The sequence below is a fragment of the Roseibium algicola genome (genome assembly GCF_001999245.1).
In the GTDB taxonomy this organism is placed as follows: Bacteria; Pseudomonadota; Alphaproteobacteria; order Rhizobiales; family Stappiaceae; genus Roseibium; species Roseibium algicola.
In genome coordinates, this window is the sequence record NZ_CP019631.1 from 17,333 (window position 1) to 31,747 (window position 14,415).

The window sequence follows — 14,415 nt, forward strand, 5'->3', positions numbered from 1 at the left end:
CGGTTGAAAATCACTCCCGGAGGACGTGCGCTTGCCGCACCGGAACGACCGGAAGACGACGACAGGAGAGCGGCCGATGACCCTGGCCGAATACAAGAAGCGCCTCACGGATCTGGGGCTGGCTGTTCCCGAGGCGGATCTGAAAGCATCCGTTGCACAGGCGCAGCGCCTGGCCGAACAGGCACGTGCCCTGAAGGATGACCGCGACCATGGATGATGTTCTGGACAGCCCCTTGCGCCGTCAACAGGAGCTGATCGCGACCGGCCAGGTGTCGGCGTGCGAGATCGCGTCGGCTCTGGTTGCCCGCATCGAACGGCGGGACGGTGCCATTCGTTCAGTTGTGCATCTGTCGCCGGATGCTGTTGCCGAGGCGTCTCGCTGGGACAATGTTCTGCCGGACGACCGGCCGCCGCTGGCCGGGCTCTGCTTCGGCGTGAAGGACATCATTGATGTTCATGGCCAGCCGACCCGCTGCGGGTCACATGCCCATCCGCACGCTCCCGGTCAGGCCGGGCACATTGATGCTGCCAGCGTCGCGGCGCTCAGGCAGGCCGGCATGGTGCCGCTGGCCAAGCTCGCAACCTATGAATATGCGCTGACTGGCCCAGCCTTCGACCAGCCCAACCCGCCGACCTGCAATCCCTGGGACACCAGCGCGATCACCGGCGGCTCCTCGTCGGGCTCCGCCGCGGCCGTTTCGGCCGGGCTTATGCGCGTTGCGCTCGGGACGGACACCGGCGGGTCGATCCGTGCACCTGCGGCCTATTGCGGTGTGGTTGGGTTGAAGCCGACCACGGGCCTGGTTTCAGCGTCAGGGTGTTTTCCGTTGTCGCAGAGCCTCGATGTCATTGGCCCCCTCTCCGCCTGCGTCGAAGACGCTGCCGTCATTCTGGAGGCGCTCGCCCCTGCGAGCCGTGCTGCAGCTGACATCGGACAGGAGCTCTCGGGACTTCGCATCGCCTACGCCCGGGACTGGTTCGTTGATGATCCTGCGGCGGATCCTGACCTTGTCCGAGCCATGGACGACACCGCCGCGCTCCTTTCCTTGCTCGGTGCCAGAATAGAGCTGGTGACGCTGCCGCCCTATCAAAGGCTCGAGGACGCGGCCACTGTCATCTTGCAGGCGGAGGCTCTTCAGAACCATTTGGTGGGTCTGCGCAACCGGTTCGAAGCCTATGGTAAAGACGCACGCCGGAACCTTCTGACAGGAGCTGTTCTGGACGAACAGGACGTCGTGCATGCCCGTGGCATTGCGCATCGTTTCAGGCAGGAGGTCGACGTATTGCTGGCGCAGCACAGCGCACTTCTCATGCCGACCACGCTCGGCACCGCACCGAAGTTCACCGCCTTTGCCGACGGCGCGGTCTGGACCGCAATGCGCACCATGCCGTTCAACATGTCAGGGCATCCGGCGATTTCGCTTCCCTGCGGGTTCGGCGCGAACGGCTTGCCGCTCGGCTGCCAGCTTGTCGGAGCTTTCGGGCAGGAAGCGTTGCTCTGCCGGCTCGCTTACCAGCTCGAACAATCCAGCAACCATTCGGCCCGGCCCGCGATCGGGGCCGAGCCGGTATCGCTGGATTATCCCTGAAGTCGGTCGAGGCGCAGCTGCGCCGCGCGGCGGTGGCCTTCAAGCCCTTCTGAGGCGGACTGGCGGACTGCCGGCGGCGCGACCTCGCGGATGCCGTCCTCGTCCATCCACTGGTGGGTTACGGTCTTGATGTATGACCCTACCCAAAGCCCGCCGGTGTAACGTCCGGCGCCCATGGTCGGCAGCGTGTGGTTGGTGCCGCAGCACTTGTCGGAATAGACGACGCTGGCGTTCGGACCGATGAAGAGCGAGCCGTAGTGCTTCAGCTTCCTGGCGAAGGTCTTGGCATCCTCAGTGTGCACCTGCAGGTGTTCGGCGGCGACGATGTCCGAATAGGCGATCATTGTCGCCTCGTCCGGGCAGACGGAAATCTCGCCGTAGTCTTTCCAGGCCTGGCCGGCGGTGGCTGCCGTCGACAGGCTCTTCAGCTGAACGTCCACTTCTCTCAGGACCGCTTCCGCAAGGTCCGCGTTTGTCGTGATGAGGCCCACCCGGGTTCTGGTGTCGTGCTCGGCCTGTGCCAGAAGATCGGTGGCGATCATCTCAGCGTCGCCAGTGTGATCGGCGAGTATGAAGATTTCCGATGGACCGGCGAGCTGGTCGATCCCGACAGGGCCGAAAACCTGACGCTTGGCTTCATTGACGAAGGCGTTGCCTGGGCCGACAATCTTGTCGACAGGTGGAACGGACTGCGTGCCGAGCGCCATCGCAGCGATTGCCTGCGCCCCACCGATCCGGAAAATCCGGTCGGCGCCGGAAAGGTGGCAGCCCGCAATCATCGCTTCATGGGCGTTCGGCGGAAGGCAGGCGATGATTTCGCCGACACCGGCCACCTTCGCCGGGACGATCGACATGATCGGCGCGGACAGGAGCGGGTAGCGGCCACCAGGGACGTAGCAACCGACCCGGTCGAGCGGAATGTTGCGGTGCCCGAGGTGAACACCTGGCCGGATCTCGACTTCCAGATCCTGCAGGGTTCCGAACTGGGCCCTGGCGAACATGCGCACGTTGGAAATTGCGAACTCGGTGTCTTCGCGTGTCTGCGGGTCCAGCCTTTCGACTGCTGCCTCACGCTCTTCAGCAGTGACCTCGAACCGGTCGAGCGCCGCCTTGTCGAATTTCTCAGAATAGTCACGGACGGCAGCATCACCTTCTGCGGCAACCCGCTTGAGCACTTCTGCGACCAGTGTTTCGACGCTGGCATTGTCGGCAATCGCATCGCGTGCCGGGGATTTCACAAACCGGATGGTGTCCGGGATGGGTAGTCTCGTCATTTGTCTCTCTCAGGTCCCTGCGGCGCAATAGGCCGGCCACACCACGCAGATCGTGGCCGAAAGCTGAAACATCACAGGAAACATCCGGATCGGGAGCGTGATCGGTGTTTCCCGGCAGCCGGTCCGGTAGAGCGCTGCGAGCGCATCTCGGTAATGAGAGGCGGCGCATCGTGACCGTGGAATTCCTCTTGTCGATCGTGGATCGAACAACGGTGCCGGTGCGCGTCTCTCTGCCAACTGCATACGTTTGCAATACTGCCGCCAAGCATCCATTGCAAGCAAATTTGCATACGAATGCATTTCAGAGGGAAAACGCTTGTTGCGAGCTGCGCGTTTTGTGCGCAGGTGACGATGGGAGGGCCATCGGCAGGATATGCGGAGGGCTGTCCGTGTCGCTTTTCTGATCGATGACGTCTGAAACGCAAAACCACGGCCGGTGGCTACAACTTGGCTGTCTCTTCGGTTAGTAATCGCAACCATCAGAATCTGTTCGAAAACCGGACAGAATTCCACAGGGATTCAGAATGATTCAGGTTGATGGCGGCCGGATAACCGACCCCGACGTGCTTCTTGCGGCCGACCTCGTTCGGGTCGTCGAAGGGACTGACCAGCTTGTAGTCCAGTTCTGCAATCCGGACGCCTGCAAGGTTGCGACGCTTCAGGCATTGAACGAAGCCTGCCGTCTGGCAGGAGGCCGGTTGACCGTCCGGTTTTACCAGCACGACGATGAAGGCTTTGACGCGCGCTGCCTGAACCATTTGCCGGATGTCGCAAACCTGGCTCTCGATTGCCTGGATCGCATCTCGCACGTTGAAGCAATCAGCCAGTTACCGAAGTTGGAGCGATTGCATTTCGGAGTGTTGGACTTTGACCAGCCTCAGTTCCTGGAAACCTTGAACCTGCGGCAACTCCGAAGTTTGACGGTCGCCGCAAACCGGAAAAGAAACCTCGATCTTGCCCCGCTTGCCGACGCGGTGAACCTGCACGACCTGTTCGTTCAAGGTCACTGGAAGGGCATTGAGGTCATCAGCCACTTGCCCAATCTGGCAACCTTGTCCTTGAGTTCGTTTGCCGGGAAACATCGTCTCGACTTCGTATCCTCCATTGCGTCCCTCAAAAAGTTCACCCTGATCCTGGGCAGCCGGGCCAACCTGGGCGACTTGTCACACCAGACACTCGAGAAACTGCGAATTTTAAGAGTATCCGGACTGGGCACACTGGGTGACCTTGGAAGGTTTCCCGCGCTGTCAGCCTTGCAGGTTCATGATCAACTCAAATTGGTTGAAGTGGACCTGAGACATGTCGGTCTGGAATGGCTGAGCTTGTTCAACTGCAAGAACCTGAGAACACTCCCGGGCCTCGAATTGCAGGATCGTCTTCAGGAATTTGAAGCATGCCGCGTCGGACTGGATCTGGATAGCCTGCGCGACAGAACGTGGCCGGCCACGACACGTGCCGTCCGGTTGATCTCCACACGTGAGAAATGGAATGTGGAAGCAGAAAAGAAGCTAGCCGAACGGAAGCTCAGCAGCGAGGTCAGCAGGTGGATCTGACAAGGTGCATCCGGTCTTCTCTCCGGGCAGCGAGGCAGGCCCGAGATCATTCTTGGCCTCTTCCGATGGAGAACATTTTCCTGCGAAGGCCGCATTGGTGAAACGCTGTGCAAATCGCCCCTTTCGAGTGCGTTTCGATCGGTAAATCAAGAAAGAACGTCACAACCAGTTATTGAGAATTGCCGTAGCGTCCACTCTTCCATAGATTTGTTTCCAGGTCCGAAACCGTCTTTTTTTGGTTGGTTTGTTGCTACTTGAACGCGAAGAGCAATTGCAAATATTGGATGAGGTTCGCCTTTCCATTTCCAGGTCGGGTGGACGGATCGTATTCGTTGCCGGGGAAGCCGGGATAGGAAAGTCGTCTCTGATTGCGGATTTCCTGAGCAGCCTCGGGCCCGAAACCAGGAAGGTCATCGGTCTTTGCGATCCTTTGATCACGCCGCGCCCGCTCGGGCCGATACGAGATATTGCAGCAGGTCTTTCCGGATCGACGCTGATCCGCGATGAGGAAGCCATGCTTTTTGGCGGCCTGGTGGAGCATTTGTCGTCTTTGCGAGAACCGGTGGTATTGGTCATCGAGGACCTGCACTGGGCGGATGATCGCACACTGGACTGGTTGAAGTTCATTGGCCGCAGGATCGCGATGCTGCCGTTGCTGCTGGTTTGCAGTTATCGTGATGACCAGTTGGCGGGTTACCATCCGCTTCGCTCAGCCATGGGCGAGATTGTTCCGGCCCGAAAGAAGCAGATAAATCTCGCTCCTTTGTCTCTGGACGCGGTGCAGATGCTTGTTGGGTCAACCCGCCTGGCTCCAGACCGTCTCCTGGATATCACGGGCGGTAATCCCTTCTTCCTGACCGAGTTGTTGGCTCAGTCTGCAGACGGCAGCAAGGTTCCCCAGACCATCGGGGATGCGGTCGATGCGCGTCTTGCAGGATTGCCGCAAGACGTCGTGCGGCTACTGGAATATGTGTCTTGCTGGCCTGGTGCAATTCCGTCGGGCATTCTCCTGGCTTTGCCACTGCCCGATGGCTACGGCACCCTGACGCAGGCTATCGAGAAAGGTCTGCTGATTGAAAGCGGCGGAAGGCTCTCCTTTCGTCATGAGATTGCGCGGATTGCCATCTACGATCGGCTCAGTCATCCAAGGCGGGTTGATGCGCACAGGTGCTTCCTGGATCATCTTTGCAACCGGGAAGACGGAGTGCAGCCTCTCGACATGATCGTGCATCACGCCCGCGGAGCCGAACATGAGCAGCTACTGCTGCGGTATGCACCGCTTGCCGCAGACAATGCGGCAAGCCTCGGAGCCCATCGCGAGGCCGCCCGCTTTCTTGAACATGTCTTGCCGCTGGCGGACAGCCTGGACCTCGAGCAGGCCGCCGAAATCTGCGAACGTTGGGCCTATGAGGCAGGCCTGTCGCTTGGCATCGACGCAGACGTCATTTCCAACCGCCGCAAGGCGGTGGAGCTCTGGCGCAAGGCCGGAGATGAAAACCGGGTGGGAGAAAACCTGAGATGGTTGTCCCGGCTCCACTGGTACAGGGGAGAAGCCGAGGAAGCCAAGAGGTACATCGAGGAAGCAATCGAAGTCCTGGAAAACAACGCCTCGGCCACCGAATGGGCGAAGGCGAAGGCATACGCCCTTCGCGCCCAATATTATATGCTTCAAGACGAGATGGGTGAGGCGGTGACGTGGGGGCGTCGGGCCTTGACCTTTGCGCAGGCTGTCGAAGACGTTGAAACCTGCACGCATGCGCTTAACACGGTCGGTTCAGCCATGCTGTTCCGAGGGGATCCGGAAGGGGAAACGCTGTTACGTGAGAGCCTGCGGATCTCGCTGGAAAACGGGTTCGATGAGCAGGCAGCGCGGGTTTATACAAATCTCTCCGAATGCCTCATAGAAATGCGTGCCCTCGACCGGGCTGAAGATCTGATCGATGCCGGGATCCGTTTTGACAGTGCTCACGATCTTGACGCCTGGACCTATTACCTGATTGGTCGAAAGGCACAGCTTCGGCTGGAACAGGGACGTTTTGACGAGGCAGTCACGATTGCACGCGGGGTCCTGGGACAGGAAAACCAGACCCTGCTCATGCGGATGCCCGCGCAGATCGTCCTCGCCCGCTCCCTTCTGCGCCTCGGTGATGCGGCCGCCGAAGAGGCTTTGCAGCAGGCACTCGTTTCAGCGGAAAAGATCGGCGAACCCCAGTACCTGACGGTTCTGAAGATCGCGGAAATCGAGCAATCCGTGCTGGCTGGAACTTCAGAAACCGCAGCGCAGGCCTGGGACTGGCTCTGTAGCCTCGATCCCAGGCTCCTGAGCCCGCGAAAGCTGGGCGAAGCGATGTTCTGGGCCCGGATTGCGGAATTGCCGCTGAAGTCCACTTCCGCCCCTGGCCTTCCGGAGCCTGTTCGCCTGCTTCTCGAAGGGAAGACCGAAGAAGCCGGAGTGGCGTTTCAGATGGAAAGTTCGGATTATCTGGCAGCCTGGTCGTTTGCCGCCACCGGGAAGGCTGAACGACTTCAGGAGGCCGATGAATTGTTCCGGTCCATGGGGGCGATGGCGGCCCGTCGCTGGTTGCGCTCTCGTGAAGGGGTATCCGGCCTTCCGCCGCTGCAGCGCGGGCCTTACAAGAGTTCGCGCAACCACCCCTACGGTCTCACCGCAAAGGAGCAGACAGTACTCCGACTTCTTGTCGAGGGAAACAGCAATGCGGCAATTGCCGAAACGCTGAGCCGGTCTCGCAGAACCATTGAAAACCATGTTTCGTCGATCCTCTCCAAGCTGCAGGCAAAGGACAGGGTGGAGGTCCTTTTGCGTTCACAGAGCGAACCCTGGATCGTTCTGGCGGAAGACGAGGCCGACGTGGAAATTGAGTATTCGTCGCACGAAAATTAGGTGCACCCACCCATGATCCGTTTGGCCATCGGCCGTAGTGTTTCCGTGAGCTAACGCGTCTCAGGAAACGGATTTCGTGTCATGTTCAAACCTTTTTTAGTATCCTTTATCGCGATGGGCCTGCCGATTGCCGCCAGTGCTTGTGATCTTCCGGCGGAGAGACCCTCTTTCATTGATGTTCAGGAAAAACCGGACTTTGATACCGCAACGTTCGCAGCGTTGGTCGCTCAAGCGATTGGAGACCGGTACATGGGGTACGCGGTCACGTTGCGCGGCGAAAACGGTCGCATCATTGCCCAGGTCAACCACGGCTACGCCCGCACTCCTTGCGAGAGTGGTGGCGAGCAGCGCTTCAACGGCCGCACCGAGGCCGCGATTGGCTCTGTCTCGAAAGTTCTGACGGCGGCAACGGTTATTAACCGAGCCGAGACACTCCAAAGCGTCTCGCTTGACGACCGGTTTCAGGATTACCTTCCCAGACGCTGGCAGGGCGAGCTAGACACCTCCCTGCAACCCGTTACGCTTCGGAATCTCCTGCAGCATCGCGCTGGGTTCGCCAAGTCTGGAAAAACAATCTGGGATCATGCGTTCACGTTGCAGGAACGCTATCAGCTTGGCGCTGAAACCTACATCGTCAGAGCGCAGAACATCGCAACAGGCGCGAATGCCTGCGTGCCTGAACCCGTGACGAAACGTTGTTACGCGAACACGTCCTTTGCGCTCTGGAATGTCAGCGCCGCTTCCCTTGTGCCGACGAAATGGGCGCAGATCGAGGACGGGTTTGCCCCCGGCGAGATAACATATGACAGTTATCTCCAGGTTCATGCGTACAATCGGTACCGGGATATCGTTGAAAAGACCCTGTTCGAGCCGGTTGGTGTGACGGGCGGCTGCAATACGTTCTCTGATCCGGCGCGAGGCGCCCTCTATTACAACGGACCAATGGATGAGGCCGGTACGGATCGCACCGAAGTCGGCAAGCCGTGTGCGATCGGAGGCTGGTTTCTGTCAACGAGAGCCCTCTCGAAGGTCGTTCATCGCATCGTTTCGACGCGCGAAGTCGTCAACGACAATCACGAGCTGATGTTTTCCGCAGATGATGACCGGCTCGTTTTTGCAAGCCGTCCAAGAACCAACGATGGGCGGGCCGTATCCCACAACGGAAGCCGTTGGGGCGGACAGGCGACCGCTGAAGTGGTTGTCTTTCCGAATGGCTTTGTTGCGGCAGCAATCGCGAATTCCCGCCCGGCGAATGAAGGCGTGGGACTGAGGAAGGCACTGATCGATGGCTACAACGCAGCGCGCGGGCCGTCGTAAGACGTATTAGCTCAGCTATGCAACATATGAATGAGTATAAAATCTCTGCATTTGTGTAAATGTAAGTATAGAAAAATTATAAATAGTATACATAAATATGTAATTGAACAGGAAAGACAATGAATCTATTCGACTTTCCCAGCGCGATAATTGCCACCATCTCACAAGCGATTTCAAAAGGGATCAAGGATCCTTCCAATCTCGCTGACCTGGTTTTCTACTGGCACCATCCCGAGTTGCGCGGCTCGGGGATCAGGAAAGGCATGAACAACTACGATGAACTGTCAAAGGAATGGCTCAGCTATTATGACCTGTTTGCCAGGGAATATGGTCCCGTCGCCCCGAAATCCGGTGACAACTCCGACAGGACTTCGTGGCGACCTTACGAAAAATCGAACATCGATGGCATCGGTTTCATCAGTTCCGACATCAAGGCCTGGGCATCACGACCACCGAAACACAAGCGTGAGGTAGCGGCCTTTGTCAGTAACAAGATGGATGGTGACCGGGCACGGCTTTTTATCGTCTGGAAAACAAATGATCCGAGGAGCCACTGCAAATTCCACAATGTGTCCGAAAACGGTTCGATCCACTACTGGACCGAACAGCCGCTCGATTACAATACGATCAGGCAAGACCACAAGCTTGAGGTCAATTGGATCACATACCTGGGGAACGACGCTGGCGTTAAAGGTATTGCGTTGATGAATTTTGGCCTGAACGTCATCATTTTCGAAAAAACATTAAAGAACGGCGTGTGCCTCTCGTTGGCGCGCAGTGCTGCGAAAAGGGCTCTGGCTGAAGAAGCCAAACAAACGTACGAGCTTATGCAATCGGTCGTAGGTGGGGCGAGTGGTGCCAAGATGGCAAAACCGAAAAATTTTGGTGACTTGGCCTGGCATTCGTTTGGCGCCCAGGTGAAAAATGTCGTTGAGAACAGGTTTCCTCGATCCGTGTCGCCAAACGTTGGATCCCTTCATGGCATACGTTTCAATGACGAAATCAAGGACGGCAGCGGCAAGGTTATCGGTTGGGTAAACTACTTCGACTAAGGGTCGCTGAATTCATCTTCGCTGGGCCGGCTGCGTTGGGTGACGCGCCGGAAACGGTCGTTTGAATTGCCGTGTTATCGGCCGCTTACCTATACGGTCAACACAAGTTGCCATATTGAGATGATCGCGCCGCATTGACTTGTCCCACCGCATTGACTTGTCCCACCGGGCTTGCTAGCTCAAGAGCATGAGCAACGTCCTGCACAACACTGCGAACTATTATTATCCGCCAAGTTAGCGGAGGGACTTTGCTGTTTGTTTACCGCTGCATCGCCAGCGGTTGTGACTCGGTATACAGCTCTTGGCATTGCAGCCAATTCACCGAGTTAAGTCATGACTGTTTTCCAAGCTGCAATATGTAAACCACATCGCTCTCTCACCCTGGGCCTTATCGGTTACGGGGCGTTCGGTCGATTGATCGCCGAGCATCTTTCTTCTCATGTCGAACTGCTGATCCATGATCCGCGTTATGATGGCAGTGCGGACCTTGCCGAGGTCGCCGCCTGCCGGATCGTGGTGGTCGCTGTTCCGGTGGCTTGCATGGAAGAAACACTGCGTGCGATAGCGCCGCATCTGAGGCCGAACACGCTGGTGCTGGATGTCGGTTCGGTGAAGGTCGAGCCCGCTCGTCTGATGCTGGAGTTGCTGCCACCGCATGTCGAAATCCTTGCGACCCATCCGCTTTTCGGACCGCAAAGCGCTCGCAACGGATTGCAGGGACTGAAAATCGCGCTGTGCCCTCTGAAAGGCCGAAGCTACAAACGTGTTGCCGCCTTTCTCAAGGTGGCCCTTGGGCTGGATGTGTTCGAAACGACACCGGATGCGCATGATCGCGATGCAGCGCTGTCCCAGGGCCTTACCCACTTGATTGCCAAGGTGCTGGTGAAGATGGGACCGCTTCCCCGGATGACCACCACCCGAAGCTTCGACCTTCTGAACGAGGCTATCGAAATGGTTCGCCACGATCCGCCGGAGCTTTTTGATGCGATCGAGGGGCTGAACCCCTACGCCTCGGGCGTGCGCCGGCGTTTCTTCGACCTTGCTTCGGAGCTTGATGTTGAACTGCGCACGACGCCGCATTTGCCCGGCCGGACTGCCCTGTCATGAACCGGGCCCTCTAACGGGCTCCGTTCGGTTCGATAATCAACGCCGCAGTCAGTCAAACCCGCCAATCCGCCTACCCGTCTGACTGCGGACAAGACCAAGCCGGCTGCGCCTCTTGGAAATAGCGCTGGCTCGTTATTCAGCCTCCGCAAGTTCCGGCCAGCACCCCTTGCCGGTTGCTTGTGTCTTTGGCCGATACCCCGAAAGTCACGCATTAGATGCGTTGATCGGTTCAATGCCTTCTCTTGGCCATTGTCCCCTCGTGGCAATTCCCCTTCGCAAAAGGTCAGTTTCTAGAAGATGAACGTCCACCTCATTCGGTGTGACGGCAGTCATACGTGAAAGTTCCTTGGCCGGCTATCTAAGGTCAGGTTGTCGTTTGATTGGGTAGCCAAACATCGCGCGGCAAAATTACTGAAATCAACAAAATAAATGTTGCTCTGCGGCGGATGGAAAAACGCAACGCAGTACGCAAATCATTTGAGCCAAGAGAATACCGAAGATGGAACTTTACAAGTACCGTAATAAACTGCCGCAGATTGGTGACGCCTGCCTGCTCACCGATGGTGGCCTCGAAACAACTCTGATTTTTCATGATGGCATCGACCTGCCACTGTTTGCTTCCTTTCATGCCTTGAAAGAAACAGAAGGCCGCGCTGCCCTTCGCCGCTATTACGAACGCTACGCCCGTATCGCGAATGCGCAGGGCACGGGATTCATTCTCGACAGCGCGACCTGGCGCGCCAGCCGTGACTGGGGTGACCGTCTTGGTTATTCGGCCGAAGAATTGAAGCATGCCAACCAGGAAGCGATTGCAATGCTTTTCGAACTGCGTGCCGAGTTCGAAGGTGAACATCCCTTTGTCATCAGCGGCAATATGGGTCCTCGGGGAGACGGCTACGCACCCGAAACCATGATGTCCTCTGCCGAGTCCGAGGACTATCACGCTGTTCAGGTCGCCACACTGGATGCGGCAGGGGTCGATATGATCAGCGCGATCACCATGACCCATGCCGGCGAAGCCATGGGCATAGCGCGGGCCTGCGCGAAACGGGACGTGCCGTTGGCTCTTGCCTTCACCGTTGAGACCGATGGGCACCTGCCGACAGGCCAATCGCTCAAGGACGCGATCGCCGAGCTCGATGCCGACTGCCCGCCCGCCTACTACATGATCAATTGCGCCCACCCGGATCACTTCCGGCATGTCCTGGAAGAAGGAGCGGACTGGACAAGGCGAATTCGGGGTCTGCGCGCGAATGCTTCGCGGTTGAGCCACGCCGAGCTGGATGAAGCTGAAGAGCTGGATGACGGCAATCCGCAGGAACTTGGCAGGGACTATGCCAACCTCCTGTCGGTCTTGCCGAACCTGCGGGTCTTCGGTGGCTGCTGTGGTACCGACCACCGGCATGTCGACGCAATCGGGCAGACCTGCCTCCACCGGCCCCTCAGGGCGTAAGGAACGGGGAGTATCACAATGACCGTTTCGACCATGGTTGGCAGGATTACCTGTCGCAGGAACGCGATCGGGATTCTGGAACGTTGGCGCAGAGCCAGGAAGAACCGCATCCTGATCCAGACACTGGAGAGAATGTCGGACCATGAACTGCGCGACATCGGATTGAACCGTGACAGCGTGCGCCATGTGATCCGTAACGGTGACACCCGGGCGCTGCATCACCTGAGGCCCGCTCCAGCTGTCGTGCTGGATGCGGCGAAGGGGGATGGCATGTGCAATGAGGTCAACGCGGGAGAAGTGAAGTGAAAATGTCGGTCCAATCGAAAGGCGAAACACGGAGCGAACAGATCCGTCCGGCCACGAAGGCAGACGCACGTGAAATCGCCTCGCTTTTCCTGATGTCCTCAGATGGACTTGCTTCTTACATCTGGTCTCGCGTCGGGGCTCCCGGCGCGGACCTCCTGGAGGTTGGGGCATCGCGGTATTCGCGGGAAAACACGGCGTTTTCCTATCAGAATTGCCACATGGTTGAGATTGGTGGCCAGGTGGTGGCCATGCTGCATGCCTTCAAGATGGAGAGTGATGAGACACCCGAGATCGATCCAGTCCTCAGGCCCTACTCCGAGTTGGAAGATCCAGGCTCGTTGTATGTTTCCGGCGTGGCTGTCCGTCCGGAATTTCGCCGTCGCGGGTACGCGCGAAAGCTGATGATCCTTGCCGACCGTCTTGCAGCCGCACAAGATCTCGCGCGAGTTTCACTCATATGCTTCGACAGGAATGTGCCGGCACTTCGTCTCTATGCGTCACTGGGCTTTCGCGAGATGGATCATCGAGCCATCGTACCGCATCCAAACCTGCACTACTCTGACGGCCATGCTCTTTTGCTTGTACGAGAGTGCGATGCCAGGGAGCAGGTGGAGGGTTGATCTTCACCTGCTCCCTGGAAGCCCGGGCTGTCACTCGAAGACCTTGAACCGCTCGTAGACCTGGAACAGCTGTTTTTGTGAGTTGACGGCCATCTTTGTCATCGCAGACTTTAGTTGTTTTCGAACGGTATCCTGCTGAACACCCTTGACGCGGGAGTAGTCTGATAGCGGCTGCAGCGCTATGACAGCGGCAATGGCGGCGCTCTCGCTTCCACTCAGTCCAAAAAACTGGCTGATACGGTCGAGCGTACGCGGAGAGAGAATGTCCTGCGGATTGAGCACCACGATCTTGTAGGTCACCCAGCGTGCCGGTTCCAGTCGTCCGTCAACGAAACGGGGGAGCGGGTTGAACACCTGCACGGCGTAGGTCGTGTTGGTTTTGCTATCGAGAAGACGCACCAGTGGCGCTTCCCCGTTTCGAACGCGCCGATGAACCGCGTCCAGCTTCTTTTGTTCTCTTGGATTGCGGCAGACCAGTCTGCCATTTTGAATCCTCACGAAACCCAGGTCGAGGATATCCTGCGCGATTTGGTTGACGTATTCAGTCTCGCCATTGGCAAGCATGATGACGCCATGGGTTGGTGCATCGTTGGACGACCTGTGAACGAGTTCCCGTTCACCGGTTTCCATGCGCAGCTGCCTAAGTTGAAGCGCTTTCCTGGCATGGACAACGAGCCTCGAAAAATCCTCCATTACCTCTTTGGAGAACGTCCCGTCTTTGCGCACGCTTGTAACACCGAACCAGCCAAGGCGACCGTCAGCGGTTATGTTACTGCCCATGATCCTGTTCACATCGTATCGCGGAAACAGATCGTGATGGATCGGACTGGAGCGTAAACCTTCTTTTGTATTGAACTGATCGTCCGTCATGACAGCCCCTACAGGTGATTTCGTTATGAGTTTTAAGCGGTAATCGATGTTGACATAGTGCTGGTGGTATTCATCGAGAAAACTCGGATCCATATTGGCGGTGAAATTAAGTCCAATCGAAGAGTTATCCTTCCCAAGAAGACATAAATGAGATTGAGCCGCACCAAGGTAAGTAACTATTTTTGAAAGAGTTTCTGAAAACAACCTCTCCGTTTCTACGCTCTCATATAACTCTGCGATAAGCTTCTCGAGTTGCTCGGACATTGCTAAAACACAACATTCTGACAGTAAAAAAATATGAAGAATGGCACGACAAAAACTATGCAATCGTATACACAACTCTAAGGGGAGGCAATAACGTATTCCGTGAGG

The 14,415-nt window shown here is 57.5% G+C and carries 12 protein-coding genes; 10 read left to right on the forward strand and 2 right to left on the reverse strand.

The window, feature by feature from the left end:
• Nucleotides 1-76 precede the first annotated feature (76 nt).
• Both B0E33_RS31050 and B0E33_RS28430 read left to right on the forward strand, forming a co-directional pair.
• Nucleotides 77-217: a hypothetical protein gene (locus B0E33_RS31050; RefSeq protein WP_156912554.1), complete on the forward strand. Its 141-nt coding sequence runs from the start codon at nt 77-79 to the stop codon at nt 215-217.
• The gene (locus B0E33_RS28430; RefSeq protein ID WP_167579691.1) at nt 210-1,589 is read left to right on the forward strand and encodes an amidase; all 1,380 of its coding nucleotides are present in this window, start codon (nt 210-212) and stop codon (nt 1,587-1,589) included. Before B0E33_RS31050 ends, B0E33_RS28430 begins: the two co-directional genes overlap by 8 nt.
• Here B0E33_RS28430 and hisD read toward each other — a convergent pair.
• On the reverse strand, nt 1,580-2,863 hold the full coding sequence (gene hisD, locus B0E33_RS28435) for a histidinol dehydrogenase (RefSeq protein ID WP_077293823.1): 1,284 nt from the start codon (nt 2,861-2,863) through the stop codon (nt 1,580-1,582). The two genes, B0E33_RS28430 and hisD, sit on opposite strands and share 10 nt — an antisense overlap.
• Nucleotides 2,864-3,387: 524 nt before the next feature.
• Between hisD and B0E33_RS28445 the strand changes: the two genes are divergently transcribed.
• The 8 genes from B0E33_RS28445 (at nt 3,388) to B0E33_RS28480 (ending at nt 13,173) form a co-directional block, all read left to right on the forward strand.
• Nucleotides 3,388-4,416, forward strand: a complete 1,029-nt coding sequence (locus B0E33_RS28445; RefSeq protein ID WP_156912555.1) for a hypothetical protein — start codon at nt 3,388-3,390, stop codon at nt 4,414-4,416.
• A 271-nt stretch (nt 4,417-4,687) separates the two neighbouring features.
• On the forward strand, nt 4,688-7,318 hold the full coding sequence (locus B0E33_RS28450; protein WP_156912556.1) for an ATP-binding protein: 2,631 nt from the start codon (nt 4,688-4,690) through the stop codon (nt 7,316-7,318).
• An 81-nt stretch (nt 7,319-7,399) separates the two neighbouring features.
• The gene (locus tag B0E33_RS28455) at nt 7,400-8,635 is read left to right on the forward strand and encodes a serine hydrolase domain-containing protein (RefSeq protein WP_077293836.1); all 1,236 of its coding nucleotides are present in this window, start codon (nt 7,400-7,402) and stop codon (nt 8,633-8,635) included.
• 119 nt (nt 8,636-8,754) lie between these two features.
• The gene (locus tag B0E33_RS28460; RefSeq protein WP_077293839.1) at nt 8,755-9,687 is read left to right on the forward strand and encodes a hypothetical protein; all 933 of its coding nucleotides are present in this window, start codon (nt 8,755-8,757) and stop codon (nt 9,685-9,687) included.
• Nucleotides 9,688-10,020: 333 nt separating this feature from the next.
• The gene (locus tag B0E33_RS28465; protein WP_077293842.1) at nt 10,021-10,794 is read left to right on the forward strand and encodes a prephenate dehydrogenase; all 774 of its coding nucleotides are present in this window, start codon (nt 10,021-10,023) and stop codon (nt 10,792-10,794) included.
• A 499-nt stretch (nt 10,795-11,293) separates the two neighbouring features.
• Complete coding sequence (locus B0E33_RS28470) at nt 11,294-12,247, forward strand: homocysteine S-methyltransferase family protein (RefSeq protein ID WP_077293846.1); 954 nt, start codon at nt 11,294-11,296, stop codon at nt 12,245-12,247.
• An 18-nt stretch (nt 12,248-12,265) separates the two neighbouring features.
• Nucleotides 12,266-12,553, forward strand: coding sequence for a DUF1127 domain-containing protein (locus B0E33_RS28475; RefSeq protein ID WP_077293849.1), 288 nt, complete (start codon nt 12,266-12,268; stop codon nt 12,551-12,553).
• A 2-nt stretch (nt 12,554-12,555) separates the two neighbouring features.
• Nucleotides 12,556-13,173, forward strand: a complete 618-nt coding sequence (locus B0E33_RS28480) for a GNAT family N-acetyltransferase (protein ID WP_077293852.1) — start codon at nt 12,556-12,558, stop codon at nt 13,171-13,173.
• Nucleotides 13,174-13,203: 30 nt separating this feature from the next.
• On the opposite strand, the gene B0E33_RS28485 is transcribed toward B0E33_RS28480, so the two are convergent.
• The gene (locus B0E33_RS28485) at nt 13,204-14,307 is read right to left on the reverse strand and encodes a helix-turn-helix transcriptional regulator (protein ID WP_077293855.1); all 1,104 of its coding nucleotides are present in this window, start codon (nt 14,305-14,307) and stop codon (nt 13,204-13,206) included.
• Nucleotides 14,308-14,415 lie beyond the last annotated feature (108 nt).

What these genes read in the sequence shown, in the direction of transcription:
- B0E33_RS31050 (WP_156912554.1), top strand. Translation starts at nt 77, where the DNA reads ATGACCCTGGCCGAATACAAGAAGCGCCTCACGGATCTGGGGCTGGCT.
- B0E33_RS28430 (WP_167579691.1), top strand. Translation starts at nt 210, where the DNA reads ATGGATGATGTTCTGGACAGCCCCTTGCGCCGTCAACAGGAGCTGATC.
- hisD (WP_077293823.1), bottom strand. Translation starts at nt 2,863, where the DNA reads ATGACGAGACTACCCATCCCGGACACCATCCGGTTTGTGAAATCCCCG.
- B0E33_RS28445 (WP_156912555.1), top strand. Translation starts at nt 3,388, where the DNA reads ATGATTCAGGTTGATGGCGGCCGGATAACCGACCCCGACGTGCTTCTT.
- B0E33_RS28455 (WP_077293836.1), top strand. Translation starts at nt 7,400, where the DNA reads ATGTTCAAACCTTTTTTAGTATCCTTTATCGCGATGGGCCTGCCGATT.
- B0E33_RS28460 (WP_077293839.1), top strand. Translation starts at nt 8,755, where the DNA reads ATGAATCTATTCGACTTTCCCAGCGCGATAATTGCCACCATCTCACAA.
- B0E33_RS28465 (WP_077293842.1), top strand. Translation starts at nt 10,021, where the DNA reads ATGACTGTTTTCCAAGCTGCAATATGTAAACCACATCGCTCTCTCACC.
- B0E33_RS28470 (WP_077293846.1), top strand. Translation starts at nt 11,294, where the DNA reads ATGGAACTTTACAAGTACCGTAATAAACTGCCGCAGATTGGTGACGCC.
- B0E33_RS28475 (WP_077293849.1), top strand. Translation starts at nt 12,266, where the DNA reads ATGACCGTTTCGACCATGGTTGGCAGGATTACCTGTCGCAGGAACGCG.
- B0E33_RS28480 (WP_077293852.1), top strand. Translation starts at nt 12,556, where the DNA reads ATGTCGGTCCAATCGAAAGGCGAAACACGGAGCGAACAGATCCGTCCG.
- B0E33_RS28485 (WP_077293855.1), bottom strand. Translation starts at nt 14,307, where the DNA reads ATGTCCGAGCAACTCGAGAAGCTTATCGCAGAGTTATATGAGAGCGTA.